The 23,824-nt window shown below is 70.4% G+C and carries 15 protein-coding genes and 1 tRNA gene; 6 read left to right on the top strand and 10 right to left on the bottom strand.

The genetic code is table 11. The annotated features are described in order from the left end of the window. Nucleotides 1-92: 92 nt before the first annotated feature. The 3 genes from AB663_RS09650 to AB663_RS09640 all read right to left on the bottom strand — a co-directional run bounded on the left by AB663_RS09650 (nt 93) and on the right by AB663_RS09640 (nt 4,322). Nucleotides 93-166, bottom strand: a tRNA-Met gene (locus AB663_RS09650). Between the two features lie 100 nt (nt 167-266). Then, nucleotides 267-3,170, bottom strand: coding sequence for a UPF0182 family membrane protein (locus tag AB663_RS09645; RefSeq protein ID WP_067198371.1), 2,904 nt, complete (start codon nt 3,168-3,170; stop codon nt 267-269). 57 nt (nt 3,171-3,227) lie between these two features. Then, the gene (locus AB663_RS09640; protein WP_083511195.1) at nt 3,228-4,322 is read right to left on the bottom strand and encodes a YlbL family protein; all 1,095 of its coding nucleotides are present in this window, start codon (nt 4,320-4,322) and stop codon (nt 3,228-3,230) included. A gap of 118 nt (nt 4,323-4,440) precedes the next feature. On the opposite strand from AB663_RS09640, the gene AB663_RS09635 reads away from it, so the two are divergent. Continuing rightward, entirely contained in the window at nt 4,441-5,913 is a 1,473-nt protein-coding gene (locus AB663_RS09635; RefSeq protein WP_067198369.1) for a zinc-dependent metalloprotease, read from the top strand. Between the two features lie 843 nt (nt 5,914-6,756). On the opposite strand, the gene AB663_RS09630 is transcribed toward AB663_RS09635, so the two are convergent. Together AB663_RS09630 and nudC are read right to left on the bottom strand one after the other, a co-directional pair. Next, nucleotides 6,757-8,478 carry an ATP-dependent helicase gene (locus tag AB663_RS09630; protein ID WP_067198366.1) on the bottom strand — a complete coding sequence of 574 codons (1,722 nt, stop codon included), beginning with the start codon at nt 8,476-8,478 and terminating at the stop codon, nt 6,757-6,759. Beyond that, nucleotides 8,475-9,419 carry an NAD(+) diphosphatase gene (gene nudC, locus AB663_RS09625; protein ID WP_067198363.1) on the bottom strand — a complete coding sequence of 315 codons (945 nt, stop codon included), beginning with the start codon at nt 9,417-9,419 and terminating at the stop codon, nt 8,475-8,477. Before nudC ends, AB663_RS09630 begins: the two co-directional genes overlap by 4 nt. Before the next feature lie 64 nt (nt 9,420-9,483). Here nudC and AB663_RS09620 point away from each other — a divergent pair, with 64 nt between their 5' ends. Continuing rightward, a complete protein-coding gene (locus AB663_RS09620; protein WP_232304516.1) occupies nt 9,484-10,875 on the top strand; it encodes a phosphotransferase in 1,392 nt (463 codons plus the stop codon). Here AB663_RS09620 and AB663_RS09615 read toward each other — a convergent pair. Then, nucleotides 10,821-14,378, bottom strand: coding sequence for an ATP-dependent DNA helicase (locus AB663_RS09615; protein WP_083511346.1), 3,558 nt, complete (start codon nt 14,376-14,378; stop codon nt 10,821-10,823). The two genes, AB663_RS09620 and AB663_RS09615, sit on opposite strands and share 55 nt — an antisense overlap. Then, a complete protein-coding gene (locus AB663_RS09610; protein ID WP_067198358.1) occupies nt 14,375-17,587 on the bottom strand; it encodes an ATP-dependent helicase in 3,213 nt (1,070 codons plus the stop codon). The genes AB663_RS09615 and AB663_RS09610 overlap by 4 nt, the downstream gene beginning before the upstream one ends. A gap of 181 nt (nt 17,588-17,768) precedes the next feature. On the opposite strand from AB663_RS09610, the gene AB663_RS09605 reads away from it, so the two are divergent. Beyond that, nucleotides 17,769-17,993 (top strand): DUF3107 domain-containing protein, encoded by a 225-nt coding sequence (locus AB663_RS09605; protein ID WP_067198355.1) that lies wholly within the window; start codon nt 17,769-17,771, stop codon nt 17,991-17,993. A gap of 4 nt (nt 17,994-17,997) precedes the next feature. Next, nucleotides 17,998-18,285 (top strand): hypothetical protein, encoded by a 288-nt coding sequence (locus AB663_RS09600; RefSeq protein WP_067198353.1) that lies wholly within the window; start codon nt 17,998-18,000, stop codon nt 18,283-18,285. 65 nt (nt 18,286-18,350) lie between these two features. Here the strand turns inward: AB663_RS09600 and AB663_RS09595 are convergent, their stop codons facing one another. After that, nucleotides 18,351-19,067 carry a ferritin-like fold-containing protein gene (locus AB663_RS09595; protein ID WP_067198351.1) on the bottom strand — a complete coding sequence of 239 codons (717 nt, stop codon included), beginning with the start codon at nt 19,065-19,067 and terminating at the stop codon, nt 18,351-18,353. 190 nt (nt 19,068-19,257) lie between these two features. Here AB663_RS09595 and AB663_RS09590 point away from each other — a divergent pair, with 190 nt between their 5' ends. Further along, a complete protein-coding gene (locus AB663_RS09590) occupies nt 19,258-20,793 on the top strand; it encodes a DEAD/DEAH box helicase (RefSeq protein WP_067198348.1) in 1,536 nt (511 codons plus the stop codon). Here the strand turns inward: AB663_RS09590 and AB663_RS09585 are convergent. Together AB663_RS09585 and AB663_RS09580 are read right to left on the bottom strand one after the other, a co-directional pair. Continuing rightward, complete coding sequence (locus AB663_RS09585) at nt 20,703-21,692, bottom strand: DUF817 domain-containing protein (RefSeq protein ID WP_083511194.1); 990 nt, start codon at nt 21,690-21,692, stop codon at nt 20,703-20,705. The genes AB663_RS09590 and AB663_RS09585 overlap by 91 nt on opposite strands. 63 nt (nt 21,693-21,755) lie before the next feature. Beyond that, on the bottom strand, nt 21,756-22,619 hold the full coding sequence (locus AB663_RS09580) for a PHP domain-containing protein (RefSeq protein WP_067198346.1): 864 nt from the start codon (nt 22,617-22,619) through the stop codon (nt 21,756-21,758). A gap of 87 nt (nt 22,620-22,706) precedes the next feature. Between AB663_RS09580 and AB663_RS09575 the strand changes: the two genes are divergently transcribed. After that, nucleotides 22,707-23,738: an endonuclease/exonuclease/phosphatase family protein gene (locus AB663_RS09575; protein WP_067198344.1), complete on the top strand. Its 1,032-nt coding sequence runs from the start codon at nt 22,707-22,709 to the stop codon at nt 23,736-23,738. The last annotated feature ends 86 nt before the right edge of the window (nt 23,739-23,824 follow it).

Genomic DNA, 23,824 nt, shown 5'->3' with positions numbered 1-23,824 from the left:
CGGAGACCTCGCGGGCGCTGCGACGCTTGATCGAGGCGGGAGAGGCGAAGGCCCCCTGATCGGATTTCTCCTGATCAGGGGGCCTTCTCTTGTTGCGGGGACAGGATTTGAACCTGCGACCTCCGGGTTATGAGCCCGGCGAGCTACCGAACTGCTCCACCCCGCGGCACAAGGAATAACCTATCACGGATTCGGGAGGTGCGCGAATCGAGCGGAACGACGAAGGGCGCCCCGCGGGACGCCCTCCGTGCTCGCACGCTGCCGTGTCACTCCGCGGACGTGCCCTCGAGTTCGAGCAGCCGGTTGACGGCATCCGTCAGCCGCTTGTCGGCCTCGGCGAACTTCGTCAGATCGCCGTCCTTGAGCGCCGCCTCCCGATCTGCCATGGCCTGCGCTGCCGCGGACAGCGCCTCGGCCTCGGCATCCGTCGGAGTCGACGACTCATCGGGCTGTTCCGGCGTCCCGCCTTCATCCGGCGCAGTGGGCTCGACCTGGTCGTCGCCGCCGGCCGCGCCGGCGGAGCCGCCGAACAGCGCGTCCAAAGCCGCGGTCAGAGTGTCCTCGAAGGCCACGTTCCCGCCGAACGCCACCAGCACCTTGCGGAGCTTGGGGAGCTGCGTACCGTCGGACGACTGCACGTACACGGGCTGCACGTACAGCAGGCCGCCGCCGACCGGAACGGTGAGGAGGTTGCCGTAGCGGACCTCCGATTTGCCGATCGTGAGCACGTTGAGCTTGTCGGCGATCGTGGTGTCCGAGTCGAAGGTGTTCTGCACCTGCCCGGGACCGGGGACCGTCGTGTCGTCGTTGATCTCCAGAAGGCGGAGCTGGCCGTATCCCTCGGCCTTGACGCCGTCCTTCGTCCCTGCATCGGAGTCGACGGCCAGGTACCCCATGAGCACGTCGCGGCTGCTGTCCGAGCCGACCGAGTACGGGATGAACGTCGAGAACATGGAGAACCGCGGGGTGTCCTGCCCCGGCATCTTCATGCTCAGGTAGTACGGCGGCTGCAGCAGCTCCTTGCTGCGCGGGTCGTCGGGCGTGCGCCAGCGGTTGTCGAGACGCGCGAACGATGCCGCATCGTCGATGTGGTAGACCCCGAGGATGTCGCGCTGCACCTTGAACAGATCGGTCGGGTACCTGACGTGGCTCATCAGGTCGCCCGACATCTCGCTCACGGGCTTGAGCGTCGAGGGGTACACCTTCTGCCACGTCTGCAGCACCGGGTCGGTCTCGTCCCAGGCGTACAGGGTCACCGAGCCGTCGTAGGCGTCGACCGTGGCCTTGACGGAGTTGCGGATGTAGTTGATCTCGTCGATCGCCAGCGAAGGCGACGGCGTGTTGGAGTCGGTGATCGCCTTCGACAGGCTCACGCTCGTCGAGTACGGGTACGACGAGCTGGTCGTGTAGCCGTCGACGATCCACACGATCCGGCCGTCCACCACGCTCGGGTACGGATCGCTGTCGAGCTCGAGATACGGCGCGACCTTCTGCACGCGCGTGATCGGGTCGCGGTCGTAGAGGATCTGCGACTCGGAGTTGACGAGGTTCGAGAACAGGATCTGCTCGGACTGGAACTTCAGCGCGTAGAGCAGCTTGGTGAAGGTGTCGCCGATCCGTGGGCCGCCGTCGCCGTCGAAGGTCGTCTTCGTCTCGCTCGCGCCCTTCTCGCCGCTCGGGTAGTCGATCTCCACGGGGTCGGAGCCCTTCGGCGCCCCCACGATCGAGTACTCCGGCGAGTGCTCGCCGAAATAGATGCGCGGCTCGTAGTCCTCCGCCGCGGTCAGCTCGCCCGAGGTGGGCATGCCGCGCTCGAGGAAGACCGGCTCGCCGGAGGCCGTACGCTGGTTGCCCGCCATCGCCAGCAGTCCGTAACCGTGGGTGTACACGGCGACGCGGTTGTTCCACGTGTTGCTGTCGCCGAGCTTCGACATGTCGAGATCGCGCACGGCGACCACGGTGTCCTGGCTCGCGCCGTCGATCTGGTACCTGTCGACATCGAGGGTGTCGGGGAACTGGTAGTAGTCGCGGGCCTGATCCTGCTGACGGATCACGCTGTCGACGATCTTCGGGTCGATGATGCGCAGCGACGCGGTCGTGTCGGCGTCTTCGCGCAGCTGACCGGCCTCGGCGTCGGTCTCCGCCGTGAAGGGGGTGACCTCCATGTCGGCGACGCCGTACGCCTCCTTGGTGCCGTCGATGTTCCGCTGATAGAACTCGGCCTGATAGGCGTTCTCGTTGGGCTTGACCTGGAACGTCGTGACGATCCACGGGTAGCCGACGCCCACCACGAGCGACGCCACGATGAACAGGGCGGTGGCTGCCAGCGGGAAGCGCCAGCGTCCGATCACCGCCGTCACGAAGAAGAGCACGGCCACGAGGGCTGCGACGATCGCGAGGATGGCCAGGCCGGGGATCGTGGCGTTCACTCCCGTGTACGCGGCCCCTGTGATGCGGCCGTCGGGCGCCACGAGCGTCTTGTAGCGGTCGAGCCACAGGCTCGCGGCCTGCACGAGCAGGTAGAGGCCGGCGGTCACGGCGAGCTGGATGCGGGCGGGCTTCGAGATGCGGAGCTCGCCCTGACCGATGCGCACGGAGCCGTACAGGTAGGAGACCATCGCCGTGATGAGCAGCGCGAGCAGGAGCACGGCGGAGACGAACGCGAGCAGGCTCGAGTAGAACGGCATCGCGAACATGTAGAAGCCCGTGTCGAGGCCGAACTGCGGGTCGACCGTGTCGGTGGCGACCCCGTTCGCCCACATCCACGCCGTCTTCCACTGGCTCGCCGCCGAGAAGCCGGCGAAGAGACCGAAGAACACCGGCATGCCCCACATTCCCAGGCGTCGCAGCGGCTCGATGACCTCCTGGTAGCGGTCGAGCTGCGAGCTCAGGCGCACGTACACCGGACGCAGACGGTAAGCCAGCTGGATCGCGACGAACAGGGGCACCGCCATGCCGAGGAAGCCGACGACGAACATCACCGCGGTGGCGATCCACTGCGTGGTCAGCACGGAGGCGTAGTCCACCTGGTCGAACCAGAGGTACTCGGTGTAGAGCGACGCGAAGACGAAGAACGCCGCGATGAGCGCAGCGATGATCACCAGCGAGATGCCGAAGATCCGTCGCGAGGTGCGAGGCGTGGCCGGGTTCGGGGAAGAGTTCGAGGTCACGATCCCATCCTAGGCACGCCTTACTATGCGCAGGCTCCCGGTCGTGTCACGGGCGGGTCACGGGGTCGCGGCCGCCTCGCACGTCGGAAGGGCGGCGACGTCTCCCCCGTCGGCGATCACCTTGAGCGCATCCAGCGAATCCTCGAGGGTCTCCGTGCTGATCACCGTCAGCCCGTCGGGGACATGGCCGACCACCTCGTCGCAGTTGGACTGCGGGGCGAGGAAGTAGTCGGCGCCGGCGTCGCGTGCGCCGTAGAGCTTCTGACGGATGCCGCCGATCGGGCCGACCGTGCCGTCCGCCTCGATCGTCCCCGTGCCCGCGACCTCCTCGCCTCCGTTGAGCTCCCCTGGTGTCAACGTGTCGATGATGCCGAGTGCGAACATCATGCCCGCACTGGGGCCGCCGACGTTGTCGAGCTGGATCGTGACGTCGATCGGGAAGTCGTAGTCCGTTCGGAGCGTCACGCCGATCAGCCACGTGGTGGTGCCGTCTTCGGTGTGCTCCTGCGGCGTGAGCTCGACGGTCTGCTCCGCTCCGGCACGTCGCACCGTCAGCCGCACGGTCGCGCCCTCGGCCTCCTGGATCGCGGACTTCAGCTGCTTCGCCGACGTCACCGGGCTCCCGTCGATCGCCGTGATGACGTCATCCGCCTCCAGCACGCCGTCCGCCGGCAGATCGTCCACGGTGTCCTGCACCACGACCTGCGCACCGGTGTCGTATCCGAGCTCGTTGAGCGCGGCCGCCGTCGCCTCGTGCTGCGAGTCGACCATGAGCGTCGCGTTGCGCTCATCGCGCTGTTCGGTGGTCACTCCCTCCGGGAAGACGGATTCGAGCGGGACGACCGCTCGAGAGCGGTCCATCCACGCCAGCGCGAGCTCGAACCAGCTCGGCGTGCGCTCGCGGTTGCCCACGACCTGGACCGTCGTGAGGTCGAGCGCTCCGTCGGTCGGGTAGGTCTCGGCTCCGTCGACCTTGATGAGCGGCACCTGCGTCCCGTCCTCATCCGCCGCTGTTCCGAGGGTGTTGTATACGGGGCCCGGCCGCTGGATCACATAGGGCGTCGGCAGGAAGGTCAGCACCACGAGGGCGACCAGCGCGACGATCAGGGCCCACACGCCCAGTCCGACCTTCACAGACCGGGTCCGATCCACAGCATTCCTCCGTCGTTCGCGAGCGGCGTACAGCGATGTCCCCGCTCCGGGGTCACGCACCGGTCTCGATGACTAGCGTAGATGGCACGGGCTTTAGGCGTGCTGAGAGGCGATCGACATGGCAGACAACGACCCCACCCCCGAGGACTTCCAGGAGTTCCTGCGCCGGATGATGTCCGGCCAGGGCGGAGGGAACATCGATCCCGAGGCGCTCCAGAACGCCTTCCAGGGCATGGACGGGTTCCAGCTCGATCCCGCGATGATGCAGACGATCATGGCGCAGCTGCAGAGCGCGTTCGGCGGAGACCCGTGGGACAACGCCCTGCGTCAGGCCCTCCACATCGCCAACCGCGACGGCCTCGGCATCGCCGACGGCGCCCGCACGTCGCTCGCGGATTCGTTCGCCCTCGCCGACCTGTGGCTGGGCGAGGCGACCACCATCTCCGAACTCGCGGAGGCGCCCCGAGCCATGACCAGGGGCGAGTGGGTCGAAGCGACCCTGCCGGTGTGGAAGGAGATCGCCGATCCCGTGTCGACGAGCATCGCCGACGCGCTCACCGACGCCCTCGACACCCAGGTCCCCGAAGAGATGCGCGGCATCGTGCAAGGCGCGGGCAAGCTCATGCGCGGGCTGGGCGGATCGGTGTTCGCTGCCCAGTTCGGGCAGGTGCTCGGCAACCTCTCGCTCGAGGTCGTCTCCGGCGGCGACGTCGGCATACCCGTGCTCCCGGCGGGCACCGCAGCGGTGATCCCGCAGAACCTCGCCGCGTTCGGCGAAGGCCTGGAGATCCCGGAGGATCAGATCGCCCTCTACCTCGCGACCCGCGAGCTCGCCTACGCCCGCCTCTACCGTCACGCCAAGTGGCTGCACCTGCACGTCATGGCGCAGATCACCGATTTCGCACGCGGCGTGACGGTCGACGTCGACGCGCTCGAAGACGTCGCGAGCCGACTCGACCCATCCGATCCCGAAGAGCTGCGCGCCGCGATCGAGGGCGGCGCTCTGCTCCCTGCGCAGAGCGAGACCCAGCGAGAGGCTCTGGCGAGGCTCGAGAACCTCGTCGCGACGATCGACGGCTGGGTCGATGTGGTCACGGCGCAGGCGACGTCCCGCCTCCCCGACGGTCCCCGCATCGCCGAGGCCCCCCGCCGGCGCCGCGCCGTCGGCGGGCCGGCCGAAGACGCACTGGGAGCCCTCGTCGGTCTGAAGCTGCGTCCGCGGCGGCTGCGCGAGGCGTCTGCCATGTGGCAGGCCATCACGGATGCGGTGGGCATCGACGGTCGCGACTCCCTGTGGGACTACCCCGACCTCATGCCGCAGGCATCCGACATCGACGACCCGTCGGCACTGATCGAACGTCTGCAGGCCCAGGCGCGCGGAGAGCAGCCCGCGGCGGACGAGTTCGACGAGGCGTTGGCGCGCCTGCTCGAGGGAGACGACTTCGCGGCGGGATCGGAGGCCGCGGAAGGCTCTGGCGGAGCGGACGGGACACCCGCCGACGCCGCGGATCGGCGGACCGATGACGACGAGGGACGCGACGACGAGGAGCGTGACGACGACGAGGGACGAGGCGGCGAGCGGCCCGTCTGACCTCTCCCCAGGAATCGAGCGTCCGGCTCCCCGGGAATCAAGCGTCGCAACCGCCCTGCACAGGACGGCGTCCGTGACGAGTTGTCCACGGATGCGCGGAACCGCGCCCATCGCGGTCGGCGATTCCCGAGAATCGGGGCATGCCACCGCTCAGCCCGACGACCGTGACCCGACTGGACCCAGCCGTGCCGCCCCTGTGGCGCGATGGGGACACCCTGCAGTTCGGTCTCACGGGCAGCATCAGGCTCACGGTCGACGCACCGTGGATCGAGCCGCTGCTCTCGCGCATGGCCGCCGGCTTCCGGTTGCACGCGTTCGACGTGATCGCACACGGCGTCGGCGCGCCGCGTCGTGAAGCGCGGCAGCTGCTCGATCGGCTGCGTCCCCTTCTCATCGACGACGTCGAGCGGGCGACACCCGCGTGGGTCGAGGGCCTGAACCTCGTCGACGGGCGCAGCGAGTACCGCATGCGCGAGGCCCTCGGCGACGAGGGCGTGCCGGCAGCGCAGCGCGACGACCCCGATGCCTGCGGGGTCGTGCTCGTCGAAGGCGCGGCCGCGGCGCTGCAGTTCGCCGCGGATCTTCGCGACGACCGCCCTCACCTCCCCGTGGCGATCGAAAGCGGGCGCATCACCGTCGGTCCTCTGGTCGTTCCGGGCGCCACACCGTGTCTGTCGTGCCGTGACGCGCATGAACGCGACCGCGACCCCGCCTGGCCGCGAATGCACGCGCAGCTCATCGGGCGCCATCCCGGGCCGGTGAGCGCCGCTCGCATCGCCGGCGCGGCGACCGTCGTCGCCGCACTCCTGCGCGCGGACCCGCCCGGTGGGTCGTACGCCGAGCTCAGCGGGAGCGGGAGGCACGCATGGGGCTCGGTGAGCTTTCACGAAGAATGCCGGTGCCGCGACCACTCGTTCCGATCTCTGCGAGGAAGCGCGACGGCGCCCGTTCCCCTCGTCCAGCGGAGCGCGACCACGACACGGCGAGGGTACGCGCGGCCCGCGTGAGACCGACGTACGCGAGCCGGCGTTCTTCGTCGATCGCTTCGAACCCCGAGGCGTACGAGATGGGCAGGGAGCCCTCCGCCCATCCCGCCAGGTACACGTGAGGCCACTCCAGCCCCTTCGCGGCGTGCAGGGTCGACAGCGTCACCGTGCGCATCTCCGGCTCGTGCTGGTCCTTGGCGCGGGCCATGAGCGTGTCGCTGAACGATCGCAGCGTCTCCCCCGGTCCTGCGTCCTCGGCGAGCCGCAGGCCCCCCCGCCGAGCCTCCCATCCGTCGCGCTGCGCTCCCCCTGCCGCCGGGGGCTCTTCAGTCAGCCCGAGCTCGCGAAGGACGCGTTCGACCGCGGGGAGGAAGCCGTGCTCGGTGGGCGCGACAGCTGCGGCACGCAGCGCGAGGATCGCCTGCCGCACCTCCGGCATGCTGAAGAACCGCGTCCCTCCGAGAACGGTGGTCGCGATGCCCTCCGCGGCGAGCGCCTGCTGCAGCACCGCCGATTGCGCGTGGGCGCGATACAGCACGGCGATGTCGGACGGCGAGGTGCCCGCTTCGATGCGCGCGGAGACGGCCGCGGCGATCCCCGCCGCCTCGTCGCTCTCGGTGTCGTAGGCGGTGAGCGTGGGCGGATCCGCCGAGAAGGTGTCGCGCGCCGGCACCAGCTCGAGGGCACCTGGGCGCCCCCGCATCAGGGCGTTCGCGGCCGCGAGGATCGGCGCCTGGGAGCGGTAGTTCGTCTCCAGGCGCACGACGGTCGCATCGGGGTATCGTCGTTCGAACTCGAGCAGGAAGCGCTGGTCGGCTCCGGCGAACGAGTAGATCGTCTGGCTGGCGTCGCCGACGACGCAGATGTCCCGACGATCGCCGAGCCACAGCTCCAGCAATCGGTTCTGCAGCGGCGACACGTCCTGGAACTCGTCGACCGTGAAGTGCCGGTACTGCTCGTGGACGGCTGCGGCGACGCGGGGCTCGGTCTCGAGCATTCCCGCGCACGCGAGCAGGACGTCCTCGAAGTCGAGCTGGTGGCGCTCGTCCTTGAGCGCTTCATAGCCGCGCTGCAGGTCTGCCAGCTGTTGCGCGTCGATGCCGGTGACCGTGCGGCCGGTCGCCGCGTGCTGGTCGATCGACAGCATCGACACCTTGCGCCACTCGATCTCCGACGCGATGTCGCGCAGCGTCGCAGTGCTCGGGCGCAGGCGCAGAGCATCCGCCGCCTGTCCGAGCAGCTTGACCTTGTTGTCGACGATCGACGGAGCCGGCGCGCCGGCCAGCGTCGGCCAGAAGAAGTTGAGCTGCGCGAGCGCCGCGGCGTGGAAGGTCCGGGCGGCCACTCCCTCGACACCGAGGGCGCGGAGGCGTCCGCGCAGTTCGCCTGCGGCCTTCGCGGTGAAGGTCACGGCCATGACGCGGGAGGGAGAGTAAGCGCCCGTGTCGACCCCGTGCGCGATGCGGTGCGTGATGACACGCGTCTTTCCCGTTCCGGCTCCGGCGAGCACGGCCACGGGTCCGCGCAGCACGGATGCCGCCTCCCGCTGTCGTTCGTCGAGAGCGTCCAGCGCGCTCACTCCGACGCGCTCCGTTCGCCCGAGCCCTGTGCGGTCGACGCGCGGCGCGAGTCGCTTTCGTACCAGTCCACGATCAGCGCGCGGGCGATCGAGGCCGGACCGGGGAGCCCGACCGGCCCCTCCCCGGCGAGGGCGCTCGCGATCTCAGCCCGGGTGAACCATCGCACGTCGATGATCTCCTCGCCGTCAGGGCGGGCCGCACCCTCGTCGACGGCGACCGCACGGAATCCGATCATCAGCGACCGCGGGAAGGGCCACGGCTGCGACGACACGTAGCGCAGGTCGGCGAGGGCCACACCCGCTTCCTCGGCGAGCTCCCGGTGCACCGTCGACTCGAGCGACTCACCGGCCTCGACGAACCCGGCGAAGCACGAGTACATCCGCCCTCCCCAGTTCGCGTTCGCGCCGAGGAGGATGCGCTCTCCGTCCGCGCTCTCCACGGCGACGATCACCGCAGGATCGGTGCGCGGGAAGAGGTCGCGACCGCACGTGCCGCACCGGCGTGACCACCCGGCCTGCTGCAGTTCGGTGTCGCTTCCGCACATCGGGCAGAACGAGGCGTCGCGCAGCCACCCGCCGAGCGCGAGCGCCGAGACGAGCACGTCGCTCTCCTGGGCGGGCAGACGCCCGCCCAGGTCGCGCAATCCGAGCCACGTCTCGTCGGGTGCGCTGTCCACGGGTCCCGTCTCGGGGGCGAGCGAGGCCACGAGAAGGGCGGTGCCGTCGTCAGCCCGGCCGAGCAGACCCCAGGCCGCGTCGTCGGCGATGTCGGCAGCGGGAACCCGGAGCAGCGTGTCTCCATCGGCTGCGGGCACGATGCGCACGCGTCCTTCGCGCACCGCGACGACCGAGGTCGCATGGTCCGCCCTCAGCCTGGCCAGGATGCCGGGGACATCGCGCAGGTCGGCGGCGCGGTCGAGAGACGTGCGTGGAATGGTCATCGACTCCCTCTCTCACGGGCGTGGCGGAGGCGGGACCGCCCCCGAGCCCACCTACCCTGGGGGTATGGGACGCTCTCCTTTCACTCTAGCCGCGGCAGTGACCGCCGCACTGCCCGGAGCGGAGGTGACGGGAGCCCGGGCGCTGACGGCGGGAGGCGACGGTCGCTTCGATTCCGCCGTGGCGACGCTGGCGGACGGCAGGGAGGTGGCCATCCGTGTCGCCGATGATGACGAGGCCGCCACGGAGCTCGCGGCGGAGGCCCTTTCCCTGCGCGCCTTGACCGCCGGGACACGGGCGATGCTGCCGTTCCGCGCCCCCGAGTACATCGGCGAGACGCGTCTGGGCGAGTCCAGGGCCCTGGTGACCGAGTTGCTCCCGGGGTTCCAGATCGAGGCCGCTCATGTCCCGGCGGGGCGCGGTGCGGCGGAATCGATGGGGGCCGCCATCGCGGCCGTCCACATGCTCCCGCCGTCGGTGGTCCGCGGAGCCGGCCTCGCGACGCGCACCGCAGAGGAGAGCCGGCACGAGGTTTCGCGGCTCGTCGACGCGGCGGCCGCGACCGGACACGTCCCCGCCCGCCTCACGGTGCGATGGCGCGGAGCCGTGGCCGATGACGAGCTGTGGCGGTTCGAGTCCTGCGTCGTGCTGGGCGGCGTGCAGGCCACCTCGTTCGTCTTCGACGACGACCCCGAGCACGGCCCGCGGGTGACGGGGCTGCTGGGCTGGCACGGCCTGTCGGTCGGCGATCCCGCCGTGGATCTCGCCTGGCTCTCAGCGGCGCCTGACGCGGCCGACGACGTCCACAGCGCTTATGCGCGGACGATCGACCGCACGCCGGATGCCGCGCTCGAGGTGCGTGCGCGGCTGCGGGCTGAGCTGGAGTTCGCGCAGTGGCTCGTGCACGGCGACTCGCTGCGCCGCCACGACATCGTGGAGGACGCCGCCGCGCTCCTGCAGGCCCTCGCAGACGGCCTGCAATCGGATGAGCTGACGGTCGCAGGCTCCCCTCGGCCCGGAGTCGACTCGGCGCTGGACGCCCTGGACCGCGTCCCTGCCGGCCCCGTGTCCGGCATCGACACGTCGATGCAGACGGACGCGTACAACCCGGACGACCTCTGGCGCGAGGAGAGCGCCGAACCGGACCGGCGCGACGACGCAGGGCCGTGGCGGGACGGCACGGGCACTCCCGCAACTGACGCGAGGGGCCGCGCCGACGACGACGGTTCCGCCGGCGACGCCGCACGCAGGATCGAGATCGGGAGCCGGGAGACCGAGGACCTCTCCGACCTCAGGACTGCGTCATCGGCCACGCACGATCGCGCCGACGCCGCGCTCGCCGGCCCGATCGGCGACGCGCTCGCCGGTACGACCGGGGACGACGCCGCGCCGGAGGACGAGGCTCAGCGGGCCGCGCGCGCGGCGCTCCAGCGCTGGAAGAGCTCGGCCTCGGAGTAGACCCGGTCGCCGCGGATCACGAGATCGTCGGCCACGTAGTACAGCGCGACGTCGATCTCCTCGAGCGGCACCCCGAACCGACGGTGGTAGGCGAGGCGATACAGCGCGAGCTGGAGCATCCGCTCCTCGCGCTCTTGTGGCGTGCGCGGGGCCTTCCCCGTCTTCCAGTCGACGATCTCGATGCGTCCGCCGCGATCTTCTCGCCGGTACACGGCGTCGAGCTTGCAGATGACGATGTGGCCGTCGGCCTCACGTCCGCCAGCGCCCGCGGCAGCATCACCAGCCTCGCCCGTGCCGAGCGCGAAGTCGATCTCGATCTCGACCGCGATCGGTTTCAAGCCTCCCCACTCGCTGCGCTCGAAGATCTCCTGCAACCGGCCGAGGTCGTCGGCGTCCGCCTCGGAGACGTCTCCCCCGGCCGACGGGTCGTCTTCGTCCAGCTCCCACAGCGCCTCGTCGACGCGCGCGCCCACACCGACGAGCTCGCTGCGACGCTCGACCCAGGCATGGAACAGCGTGCCGAGACGCGTCTGCCGGTAGGGACGCTCAGGCATGGGCCGGACGATGGACGACAGGGTGCCCTCGAAGTCCGTCACGTAGTCCTTGAACCGCGATGCCGGCACGCGCGTGGGCGGTCCGGCGTCCGTGCCGCGGAGACGCATCGCCCGTTCCTCGAGCAGCCGCGCGAGCTCCGGAGTGGCCTGAGGGTGATGACGCGATGCCTCCCGCACCGCAGAGGCGGCCTCTTCGACCGCACGGCGGCGCGCACCGAGCGGGTCGAGCGGCCACGTCAACGTCGCCCCGGGGGCGTCGTACGGGTTGTCGTCGGGATCGACAGGGGCGACCGCGTCGATCCCGAGGACCTCCATCGCCTCCACGAGATAGGGACTGGGAACCCTCGGTGACTTCTGGCCTGCCCAATGCGACCCCGTGAGCAGCAGGTCGGTGCGCGCGCGGGTGACGGCGACATAGGCCAGACGACGCTCCTCCTGCTGCTGGTAGTCGCGGTACGCGTCTTTGAAGCGTCTGAGGGCTCCGCCTCGCGGTTGAGCCTTCGAGATGCCGCCGGACAGCGAGGCCTGCGCGAGCGCCTGGCGCTTCTTCGGGTCGGTCTCGTCGCCCATCGCCTCGTCGGGATCCCACTCGAATCGAGGCAGGGCGTCGCGGTCGCCGCGCAGCTCGAAGGGGACGACGCCGAAGCCGAACCACCCGGAGGTGTCCGTCACGCGGCTGGGCAGTTCATCGGCGACGAGCCGAACGACGGCGACGGCGTCCCACTCGAGTCCCTTGGATCCGTGGATGGTCAGCAGCTGCACCACCCCCGGCTCCGGAGGCTCGGGACGCGGCATCAGCTCGTCGGTGCTCTCCGCCTTGTCGAGCCAGGCGAGGAGGCTGCCGATGGTCCCCCGCTCGTCAGCGCTGAGGAACGCGCGCACCTCGTCGGAGAACGCCCGCAGCTGGGTCGCGGCGACGCGCGCGGGGCCCCTCGTCTCGTTCGCCGCCAATTCGATGTCGAGACGCAGTTCGAGTTCGATGAGCCGCAGGAGCTCGGGAATCGGCTGGGACGAGGCTCGCCGCAGCCGCTCGAGCATCTCTCCCGCAGCCCTGATGCGCGCGCGACCCTCGGCGCTGATGCCCTCGAGCAGGCGGTAGTCGTCGCGCACCGCACGGACCACATCGACGGCATCGACGATAGACACCGCCTCGTCCGCGCCGCGTGACGAGCGCAGACGCGCACGCAGCTCGTCGGGCAGGGGAACCAGCGACGTGTCGCGCTCGGCGAGTGTGCGGCCCAGATCGTAGAGGGCGGCCATGTCGGCGACGCCCACGCGGAAACGCGGTCCGGTGAGCAGCCGGATGAGCGCCGATCCGGCGGTCGGGTCGTGCACCACCCGAAGCGTCGAGACCACGTCCACCACCTCCGGCGTGGCGAGCAGGCCGCCGAGACCGAGGATGCGGTGCGGGATGCCGCGCGCCGCGAGCGCCGCAGCGAAGGTCTGCATGTGCTTCTTCGACCGGAAGAGGATCGCACCGGTGTGCGGACGACCGCTCGCCCCGGCATCGTGGGCGGCCCTGCGACGCGCGAACCACTCCGCGACCGCGTCGGCTTCATCGTCGACGGTGAACGGGAAGCGCACATCGACCGATCCGCTTCCGGCCCCCGGTCTGGGCTCGAGCGGCGGCACGTCGAGCCCAGGCCGCTGCAGCGGCTGCAGCACGCGGTTGGCGACGTCGAGGATGGTGCGGTCGTTGCGCCAGCTCGTCATGAGGCTGTAGGTGCGAGCCGTAGCCGTGGTGGCGAAGGAGCTCGAGAACGCGTAGAGGTTGTCGGCGCTGGCGCCGCGCCATCCGTAGATCGACTGGTGGGGATCGCCCACGGCCATGACGGCACTATCGCGGAAGAGCGCGGCGAGGAAGCGCGTCTGGATGACCGAGGTGTCCTGGTACTCGTCGAGCAGCACCACGCGATGCTGCTCCCGCAGCTCATCACGCACGTCGGGAGCGGACTCCACGATGTCGAACGCCCCCGCGACCTGATCGGCGAAGTCGAGCACGCCCCGACGGTTCTTCTCGTCGATGTAGTCCTCGACGAGCCGCACCAGGGTGGGCAGGCTCATCAGGTTCGTCACGGCCTTGTCCACGTCGGCGTTGCCGCGGTACGGCTCGAACGCCCGCGCATGATCCCGGGCGATGCGGATCGCCCTGTCGAGGTCGACGCGATGATCGAGGGCCTCCCCCGCCAGACGCTGCACCGCGTCGATGACGGTGCCCAGCGCGTAGTCGATGTCCTCGAGCGCGGGAAGGTCGCTGCGCAGGACCACCTCGCGCGCGAGCATCCACGACGCGGCCTGGCTCAGCATCGCGACATCGGAATCGCGGCCGATCCTCGCCGCATGCTCCCGCACGATGCCGTCGGCGAACGCGTTGTAGGTCGACACCCGCGGACGGATCATGAGGTCCTCGGCCGCGCGCGGCGTCGCCGGATCCCAGCCGGTTCCCCATCGATGCGCGAGTTCGTCGAGCACATGCGCCCGCACGAGCTCGCGCTGTCGTCCGGGCGCCGCCTCGTCGATGCGCCGCAGCGCCCCGTCGGCGATGATCTGCGGCAGATGCGGGAGGAGACCCCGTCTGCCGAACTCGTCGATCACCGCCAGCCGCGCGCCGATCCGCTCGGCGAGCTCTCCTGCCGCCTTGCGCGTGAAGGTCAGTCCGAGGATCTCGTCGCGCCGCACGTGTCCGTTGGCCACGAGCCAGACCACGCGCCCCGACATCGTCTCGGTCTTCCCGCTTCCGGCGCCGGCGACGACGAGGGCGGGTTCCGGCGGCGCTTCGATCACGCGCTGCTGCGCCGGGGTGGGAGCGGGCTGCCCGAGGGCCGCGGCCACGTCGAGGGCGGTCAGCTCGAGCGGCCCCTGCCGTTCTCCGTGCCGCTCTCGCCGAGGGGCGCTCGACTCGATCGACGAACCCACGGCGTCGAGTCCTGCCGATGCCGGTCGGCTCATGCGCTCACCGCCGGCACGGTGTGGATGCGGCACGGATGAACCCTCCGCTGGGTATCGGAGCAGTGTGATTCGACCTGTGCGGTGAAGCTCGCGGCGGACATGCCGCGAGCCGCCTCCGCCACTCTGCGCAAGAACGCCTGGCGTGCCTCGTCGCCGAGCGTGTGCTGATGCGCGATGCGGTAATCGCTCTTCGCGAGCGTCTTCGAGACGATCACGAGCCTGGCTCCGGCGAGCGCATCGGGGGCGGCGCCCTCGATCAGACCCTGCTGCACGGCGATCTGGTACGCCGCGAGCTGCGCGTGATCGAGCACGCCGGGGTCGGACTCCGGATCGGTCTTGCCGGTCTTCAGGTCGATCACCACGACCCGCTCCCCTCCTGCAGCACAGCGGATGCCCTCCCAGCCTCTTCCCCGCGCATGGCCGTGGTCGCCCGCCCCGTCGGGGTAGGCCTCGACCCTGTCGATGAATCCGTGGATGACCGCCTGATGCGCGGAGTCGTCTCCCCCAGGCACCACCGCGGGCTCGTGCCCGTCGCGGATGTCGACGGCGAAGCGGAACTCCACCTCGCTCGCCAGGACACGACCCCCGTCGCGCCGCACGTCCCCCAGGTACGAGTGCAGGCGGTCCACGAACTGCTCGGCCCTGCGCCTCTCTTTGCGAGCGATCCATTCGGTCTCGAAGTCCAGCTCAGGCCAGTGCTCGGCGACGACCGCGCGCATCGTCTCGAGATCGCCGTCGGGCGAACGCTCCATCGCCTCGTGGATGATCGTGCCGATGCCCGCCGTGGGAGGCATCACCGTGTCGCCGCCGAGAGCCGCGACGACCCAGTTCACCCCGCACTCCTCGTACGACTCGAGCTTCGAGGGCGAGACCCGCGCGCCGACCGCGGCGAGGTCGCGCAGCGGAGCATCCGTCGACGGCGCGGCCACGCCGTACCAGTCGGCCGGATCGGCGCCGGGCACGCCCTCGCGGGCGAGGACGGCGAGCTGCGCCGCGGCTTCGGAACGCGCGGGCGGCGGAGCGTTCGTCGTGAGCGCGCGGCGATGGCGCGCCACCAGGCCGCGGAGGGTCAGCGGATGCTCCGCCGACGCATGCCGGTCCACCGGATCGGGCGGCGGGAGGAAGGAGAAGAAGGGGCTCGGCGACAGGTCGTCGTCATCGACCGCGGTGATGAGGAGCCGCCTGCGCGCGCGGGAGACAGCACGCACGAAGAGTCGCAGTTCGTCATGCAGAACAGCGCGGCGTCGGTCGAGGACCCCCGGCGACTCGAGCGGCATGCCGGTTCGCGCGGCGAGCAGGGCGTCGGCCAGCCGCCACGTCTGCAGGAGCCCCCCACGCAAGCGCACGTTCGGCCACACTCCGTCTTGCACGCCGGCGACGACGACGGCATCGAACTCCGTGCCGAGCGCGGTCGCAGGCGTGAGGAGCGTCACCCGGCCTGGGCGTTCCGGGCTGGACAGCGTATCTTCCGGCACCTCGCTGTCGAGGATGTCCCGCACGAAGATCTCGGCCCTCTCGTCGGGAGCGCGCTCGACGAAACGCTTGGCTGCGTCGAAGAGGGCGACCAGCGCATCGAGCGCCCGCGCTGTCTCCGACCCGGCGGCCTGCATCGCCATATCGCGCCACGCGACCTGCAACGAGCGCCCGTCGACCGCCCTCGCCTGTTCCCAGACGCGCCAGAGGAGGTCGTGGATCGTCTCTCCCCGCTCGGCGGCGGCCGACATCTCGGCGATCGTCTCGGCGAGCCGCGCTGCGGTCCGCGACTCCGGCGAATCGATCAGGTCGAAGTGGGCCGGTGCGGCGAAGGCCTGTCGCAGCAGCTCACGCGCCGGCGTGGAACCGCCGTGCTGCAACTCGATATGGCGCAGACGCGCGCGCAATCGTCGCAGCCCGATGGCGTCCATGCCACCGAACGGCGTACGCAGCGCTTCTTCGATCTGCACGGCCTCTCGCTCCTCGACAGGCGTCAGCGCGAGCCGGACGATCCCGACGATGTCGCGGACGACGCCCTCGCTGCCCAGAGGACGCTGCACACCTGCGGCTCGAGTGGGGACCTCCCTCGCTGCGAGTTCCGCCTCGAGCTGCGTGACCTGACGCGTGTCGTGCGCGATCACGGCCATGCGGTCCCAGGGCACTCCGTGGCTCAGATGCCACTCGCGCATCACCCCGGCGATGCGGTCGAGCTCTTCATACGGCGACGCGGCGAGGAAGGTCGACACCACGGCGGCGCCCCTGCCGTCGGCCGCCTGCTCGGGTGCTCGCCGATGCTCGACACGTCCCGAGACGCCGATCGCCTGGATCACCGTGCGCGTCAGCGCGGTGAGCCCCGGCTCCTGCCGATGCGGAGTGTCGAGCACGTGCACGTCGCCGAGCACGCCTGCCAGGCGCGCGAACAGCTCTGGGCTGGCGCCGCGGAAGGCGCCCGAGGAGATGTCGGGATCGCCGAACGCGAGCACCGCGACGCCGCGCTGCTGCAGCGCCTCGACGACGGCGATGCCTCCCCGCGTCAGCTCCTGCGCGTCGTCGATCATCACGACGCGCAGCCGGGCGAGCGGGCCGAGGACGGCTGCGTCGGCCGTGAGAAGGATCTCGCGCGCTTCCGCCAGCAGGTCGGCGGTGTCACGGTGCGCTGCGCGGGCGGCGTCGAGCACCGAGCGGTACTCGACGATGAAGTCGGCAGCGGCGCTCCAGGCGGGATCTCCTGCAGCGCGGAGTTCTTCGATGCCGGCACCCAGCTCCGTGCATTCGGCGATGAATGCCCGCAACTCCGACCGGAACCCCCTGGACGCGCGAACGGAAGGGCTGAGCGCGGCGGGCCACGCGATCGCGCCGTCTTCGGCGTCTCCCTCGATGAGGTCGGCGATGATCCTGTCCTGGTCTGCACCTGTGAGAAGCGCCGGAGGCTCCTGTCCGGCCCGCACCATCGCACCGCGCACGAGCTGGAAGGCGAAGGAGCCCAGAGACCGCGCCAACGGGCCCGGCGTGGCCTGCGCGATGCGCACGCCGATGCGGTCGCGCAGCGCGGTCGCCGCCTGCCTGCTCGGTGTGAGGACGAGGATCTCCTCGGGCGCGACGTCGCCCGATCCGAGGAGTTTCACCACGCGTTCCGTCAAGGCATGGGTCTTGCCTGTGCCCGGCCCTCCGATGATGACGCCGGACGACGTCGGCGGCAGGCCGACGACGTGCTGCTGAGCGGCATCCGGTGTCATGCAGACCACGCTACTGCGGGCCGCGGACATCGTCGCGGGCCCGGCGCCGTCGTCCCGCCGCCCGCTGTGCGCTCACGGCGAAACCGCGCCCGGGCGCCGATCCCGCCTCCGACGCGGGAGGTAGAGTTGGGCGCAGTCCCCTCGAGTCAATCGCAAGTCGAGTCAATCGCAAGGAGCACGCGTGGAAATCCGCATCGGCATCGTCAACACCGGCCGCGAGCTGAGCTTCGAGACCGCCGCGACCGCGGACGAGATCCGCGGCAAGATCGCAGCAGCGCTCGAGCAGAGCAGCACGCACCTCGACCTCGCCGATGTGAAGGGCAACTCCTACATCGTGCCGACCGCCCATCTCGCGTACGTCGAGCTCGGCACCGAGGAGTCCCGCCGCGTCGGATTCGTGGCCTGACCCGATGTACATCCTGCTCGCCCTCATCGGCGCGTGCGTGCTCGGCATCGCGGCGCACTACCTCATCCCTGAGCGTCCGCTGCGGGGCGTCGCCATGACGCCCGGCATCGCGACGGCGCTCGCGGCCGCCGCGTACACCACCATGCAGTGGGCCGGCGTCGGCCAGGACAGCATCTGGCTGTGGCTGGCGAGCGTGCTGGGCTCCGTCGTCGTCGCCTCGCTCATCACGCTCGCGGTCGTCGCTCTGCGACGGCGCTCGGATGCCGAGGCCAGGGCTGCTCTCGGCATCTGACCGCGGCACCATCGCGCGAGCGTCTGAGACCGCGGCACCTTCGCGTGAGCGTCGGAGGCTGAACCCTACGAGGCGAGGCCCATCGCGTCCATGCGGCGTGCGTGCGCGCCCATGAGCTCGGTGTAGACGGGCTCGATGCGCTCGTCGTCTGCAGCCGCGAGCCGTTCGGGGCGCAGCGCGGAGCGGCACACGAGGATCGTGTCGCCCACCAGCCGCCGCGCCCACATCGACAGCAGCGATCGCCACTCCTCGTCGCTCTCGATCGTCTCCTGGATGATCGCGACGATCTCGTGTCGCGCGTCATCCTCGCTGAGGATCTCGCGCACGCGCTCACCCGTGTCTCCGTAGCTCGACGCCAGCGCGAGGTAGAAGTCGTCGAGCATGCCGGCCGTGATGTAGACCGCGAGGAGGGTCTCACGGGGCCGTGCGCCGATGGTCTTCCGCCGGAACGCGTCGAGGTTCTCGCGGAACGGCAGCATGAGCTGCGTCGGGTCTTCGCCTCGGTCAACGATGAGGTCGACGATCGCACGGTGCTTCGTCAGCGTCGCACCCGCGGCGCGCGACAGCGCCTCCTTCTCCGAGAGGTCTGGCGTCGCCCTGATGAGACGGGTGAGCGTCTCGAAGTACCCCAGCTGCAGGTACGCCGCCTGACCGAGGAAGCGGTTGAGCTCGGGGGCGAGCTCGGCGAAGTCCACGCGCGTCGCGCCGCCCTGGTCGCCCCTGCTGCGGAGCATGAGCGTGCGCCTCGGAGCCTTGCTCCGGTTCCAGAACCACTTAGCCATGACGGCACTCCACCCAGTTCACCACGGCTTCACACTACCGTCGCCCGGCACCGCCGATGGGGTGCGTCGGGCCGCTCCGGTAGGCTTGTCGCGTCCCCGCCGTCGGAGCGGGGCCCGCGCCTGTGGCACATGAGACGGCGTGGATCCGTGAACGTGGCGATCTCGCAGGTCGCCGGACAGGCAGTCACCAGTGACAACTTTCGCTGATCTCGGAATCGATCAGGACATCGTCGACGCGCTCGCGTCGAAGGGCATCGTCGATGCCTTCCCCATCCAGGAGCAGACCATCCCGCTCGGGCTCCCCGGTCAGGACATCATCGGCCAGGCCAAGACCGGCACGGGCAAGACGTTCGGCTTCGGCATCCCCGTCGTCCAGCGGCTCGGCGCCGACCCCGAGCCCGGGGTCAAGGCGCTCATCGTCGTGCCGACCCGCGAGCTCGCGGTGCAGGTGTACGAAGACATCGACCTGCTCACCTCGAACCGCTCGACCACGGTGGTCGCGATCTACGGCGGCAAGGCCTACGAGGGTCAGATCGACCAGCTGAAGGCCGGAGCGCAGATCGTGGTCGGCACGCCCGGCCGCCTCATCGACCTCGCGGGCCAGCGTCTGCTCGACCTCTCCCAGGCGACCGAGGTCGTGCTCGACGAGGCCGACAAGATGCTCGACCTCGGCTTCCTCGCCGACATCGAGAAGATCTTCCAGAAGGTCCCGGAGAAGCGGCACACCCAGCTCTTCTCCGCCACCATGCCCGGCCCGATCGTCGCGCTCGCGCGCCGGTTCATGAGCAACCCGATCCACATCAGGGCCAACGACCCCGACGAGGGGCTCACCCAGGCGAACATCAAGCACCTCGTGTACCGCGCGCACTCTCTCGACAAGGACGAGATCATCGCGCGCATCCTGCAGGCCGAGGGCCGCGGCAAGACCGTGATCTTCACCCGCACCAAGCGCGCGGCGCAGCGCCTCGTCGACGAGCTGAACGACCGCGGCTTCAACGTCGGCGGCGTGCACGGCGACATGGGCCAGGACCAGCGCGAGCGCTCGATGGCGGCGTTCAAGGCCGGCAAGAAGGACGTGCTGGTCGCCACCGACGTCGCAGCGCGCGGCATCGACGTCGACGACGTCACGCACGTCATCAACCACACGATCCCCGACGAGGAGAAGACCTACCTGCACCGTGCCGGGCGAACCGGCCGTGCGGGCAAGACGGGCATCGCGGTGACCTTCGTCGACTGGGAGGACCTGCACAAGTGGGCCCTCATCAACCGCGCGCTGGAGTTCGGCCAGCCCGAGCCCGTCGAGACATACTCGTCGAGCCCCCACCTGTACACCGACCTGGACATCCCTGAGGGCACCAAGGGCCGGCTGGTCACGGCGCCGAAGGCCGAGAAGCCCGCACGCGCTCCCCGCGCCGAGCGTGCGGCGGATGCTGCCGCGGCGGGGACCTCGGGGGGCGGCCCCCGCCGTCGCCGCCGCCGTCGCCGCAGCGCCGAGCCGGTCGGCTCGACGTTCGCCGAGGGCAAGGGTCCGCAGTCCGCGGCCTCCGATGCCCCGGCAGGCACCGGTTCCGCCGCTCCGGCGGGCGACCGGGATGCCGAAGGCGCGGGCACGCACGACGGCGCCGGCAAGGAGCATCACGACGGCAAGCCGGCCCCGGCCCGTCGCCGCCGCCGACGTCGCGGGGGTTCCGGCGGGGCGGGAGCCGCTCCGGCCGCCGGCGCCTGAGGGCTCTCTGAAAGGGCGGACGCCGAGGCATCCGCCCTTCGTGCGTCCGCGGGCGACGGCCGCCGCGGCGGGAACACCCATGTCACCATCACGACCGAGATGATCATGAGCAGGAACCACGAGCTCAGCTTGCTCGGCGACACCGGCTGCCATGCCGCCACCTGGTCGGGATAGACCCAGGCGCCCGCCCACGTGCCGATGTTCTCGGCCAGGTAGATGAACACCGCCACGCCCGCGAACACGGCGAGCAGGGGCAGGCGGATCGTCCGACGCCACACCCTCGCATTCATGACCGTGGGGAGCCAGAGCGCCACGATGCCCGCCAGCAGCACCCAGCGGAGATCCCACCACCAGTGGTGCGTGAAGAAGTTCACGTAGATCGCGACGGCGAGCACCGTCGTGAGCCAGCGTCGCGGATACCTGGTGAAGCCGAGGTCGAACAACCGGTGCACGCGCACCATGTACGAGCCCACCGCTGCATACATGAATCCGCTGAACAGCGGTACGCCGCCGATCCGGAGCACGCCGTCGGCCGCGTACGCCCATGAGCCGACATCGGTCTTGAAGACCTCCATCCCCGTGCCCGCGAGGTGGAACAGCACGATCACCCAGAGCTCACGGCCGCTCTCGAGCCGGAAGACGAGCATGGCCGCCTGGATGAGCACGGCCGTGATCGTGAGGAGGTCGTTGCGCGCGAGCGGTGCGTCGTCGGGGTACCAGAGCCGCGCTGCCACGATCGCGACGAGGAGCGCTGCGCCGAAGACGCAGGCCCAGGCCTGCTTGAGCACGAACACCGCGGCCTCGGTGAGCCACGCGCGCACGCCGCCCGTGGGGGCATCGGTCAGAAGGCGGTGCGCGGCGCCGTCGATGCGCTGCTCGAGTCTGGTCCCCCATCGCATTCCTCGAACGGTAGGGCCCGTGCTCGACAGTGAGCAGGGAGAACGCCGACAGTCCGCCGAGCGTCAGGGGTAGCGGGGTGTGGTACCGGTGGCTCGGGCGATGAGTCGGGCCACCATCTCGTCCGACGTGGTGTTCTCGCCCGGCACGTTGGGCTTGCCTGCGCCGTGGTAGTCGCTGGACCCGGTGACGATCAGGTCGTTCGCCGCCGCGATCTCGCGCAGCAGCCGCTTGCCGGACGCGGTGTTCTCCCTGTGATCGATCTCGAAGCCGCCGAGGCCCGCGGCGATCAGCCGTTCGAGGAACGGCACGGGCATCATGCGATCGCGTCCAGACGTCGCGGGATGCGCGATCACGGCCACTCCTCCCGCATCGGTGATGAGCCGCACAGCCGTGAGCGGATCGGGGGCGTAATGCGGTTCGTAGTACCCCTCACGCGGATGCAGGATGCCGTCGAAGGCCTCGGTGCGGTCTCGCACGATGCCACGGGCGACCAACGCGTCGGCGATGTGGGGACGCCCGACCGTCGCGTCCTCGAGGGTCTGCGCCACCACGTCCTCCCAGCGCAGGTCGTAGTCACGCGCGATGTTGCGGACGATGCGCTCCGCCCTGCCGATCCTGTCGTCGCGGATGCGGTCGGTCTCGGCGCGCAGCGCCGCGTTCTCCGGGTCGAAGAGGTAACCGAGCACGTGCACGCTGCGCCACTCGTGCTTGGCCGACAGCTCCATGCCCGGGATGAAGGTCATGCCCAGCCGACTCGCCTCGGCCCCCGCCTCGTCCCAGCCGGTCGTGCGGTCGTGATCCGTCAGCGCGAGCGTGCGGACGCCGTGCGCGTGCGCCTGCCGTACGACTTCGGCGGGAGACTGCGTCCCGTCGGAGTGGTTCGAATGCAGATGCAGGTCGGCGGGGCCGGCGAAGAGTGGGGCCATCCTTCGAGCGTAGCGAGCGCCGGCGATGCCGGTTCCACCGTCTCGCGCGGCAGGCACTTCACAGGCTGCGCTCCTAGGCTGGAAGGGATGCTTCGACTTCTGGGGATCCTCGTCACGGTGCTGTTCGCGATCGGCGCCGCCGTCGTGGTGTGGCCGCAGTTCTTCCACCTCGAGCACACCTTCCCCTTCGCGCAGGTCGTCGCCGCGCGGGGTGTCGTGCTCTGCGCGTTCCTCGCTCTCGCGGTGCTCGCGCTCGTGCTGCTCCTCATCCGGCCGCTTCGCGGCTTCGCCGCATCCGTCCTGATCGTCGCGCTGCTCGGGGCCGGGGCCACCGGCGTCATCGGCGCGGTACGCGGATTCGGAGGCGACACGCTCCCCGCGCCCACAGACGCGAGCGTGCGGGTGCTCAGCTGGAACACCGCAGGTGAGGCGGTTCCCGCCGACGTGATCGCACGCCAGATCCTCGATCAGGGTGCCGATATCGTCGCCCTGCCCGAGACCACCGAGGCGGTGGGCGAGCAGATCGCGATCATGCTGCGCGAGCAGGGTCACCCGATGTGGGTCCACAACGTGCAGTACAAGCCCGATGTGGTCGACGGACCGAAATCCTGGCAGACCACCGTCCTGGTCTCCCCGGACCTCGGCGAGTACTCCGTCATCGAGTCGTCGGAGGACGGGTCGAGCAACACCGGGTCCGTGCCGAGCGTGGTGCTCATGCCCATCGACGGCTCCGGTCCGACGATCGTCGCGGTGCACGCCGTCGCGCCGCGCGTGGAGGAGATGGGACAGTGGCGCAGCGACCTCGCTTGGATCGCCGACCAGTGCCCCCAGGGCGACGTCATCCTCGCCGGAGATTTCAACGCCACCATCGACCACATGGCGCCGTACGGCGTCGACGGCGGCGACATGGGTTACTGCCGCGACGCCGCCTCTCGCACCGGCAACGGCTACAGCGGCACCTGGCCGAGCTCGCTCCCCGCGCTCCTCAGCGCTCCCATCGACCACGTCATGGCCTCATCGAACTGGGTGGCGACGGGGTCGCTCGTCCTCGACGACGCCGCCGGCAGCGACCACCGCGGAGTCGTGGTGCAGCTGGAGCCGGCGACCGCTGCCGGGTGAGCGCGCAGACGAATCGTCTGGCGCGAACCCGTGCGGCGGTGCCGCGCGAGACGAATCGCCGCCGGGAACGCCCGCGCGGGCTCGGG

It is taken from the genome of Microbacterium sp. XT11 (assembly GCF_001513675.1).
Classification (GTDB): domain Bacteria; phylum Actinomycetota; class Actinomycetes; order Actinomycetales; family Microbacteriaceae; genus Microbacterium.
The sequence above is the reverse complement of the archived record's forward strand: the minus strand, read 5'-3'. Positions and strand labels throughout refer to the sequence as shown.

What these genes read in the sequence shown, in the direction of transcription:
- AB663_RS09585 (WP_083511194.1), bottom strand. Translation starts at nt 21,692, where the DNA reads ATGCGATGGGGGACCAGACTCGAGCAGCGCATCGACGGCGCCGCGCAC.
- AB663_RS09580 (WP_067198346.1), bottom strand. Translation starts at nt 22,619, where the DNA reads ATGGCCCCACTCTTCGCCGGCCCCGCCGACCTGCATCTGCATTCGAAC.
- AB663_RS09635 (WP_067198369.1), top strand. Translation starts at nt 4,441, where the DNA reads ATGGCAGACAACGACCCCACCCCCGAGGACTTCCAGGAGTTCCTGCGC.
- AB663_RS09620 (WP_232304516.1), top strand. Translation starts at nt 9,484, where the DNA reads ATGGGACGCTCTCCTTTCACTCTAGCCGCGGCAGTGACCGCCGCACTG.
- nudC (WP_067198363.1), bottom strand. Translation starts at nt 9,419, where the DNA reads ATGACCATTCCACGCACGTCTCTCGACCGCGCCGCCGACCTGCGCGAT.
- AB663_RS09600 (WP_067198353.1), top strand. Translation starts at nt 17,998, where the DNA reads ATGTACATCCTGCTCGCCCTCATCGGCGCGTGCGTGCTCGGCATCGCG.
- AB663_RS09610 (WP_067198358.1), bottom strand. Translation starts at nt 17,587, where the DNA reads ATGACACCGGATGCCGCTCAGCAGCACGTCGTCGGCCTGCCGCCGACG.
- AB663_RS09575 (WP_067198344.1), top strand. Translation starts at nt 22,707, where the DNA reads ATGCTTCGACTTCTGGGGATCCTCGTCACGGTGCTGTTCGCGATCGGC.
- AB663_RS09595 (WP_067198351.1), bottom strand. Translation starts at nt 19,067, where the DNA reads ATGGCTAAGTGGTTCTGGAACCGGAGCAAGGCTCCGAGGCGCACGCTC.
- AB663_RS09615 (WP_083511346.1), bottom strand. Translation starts at nt 14,378, where the DNA reads ATGAGCCGACCGGCATCGGCAGGACTCGACGCCGTGGGTTCGTCGATC.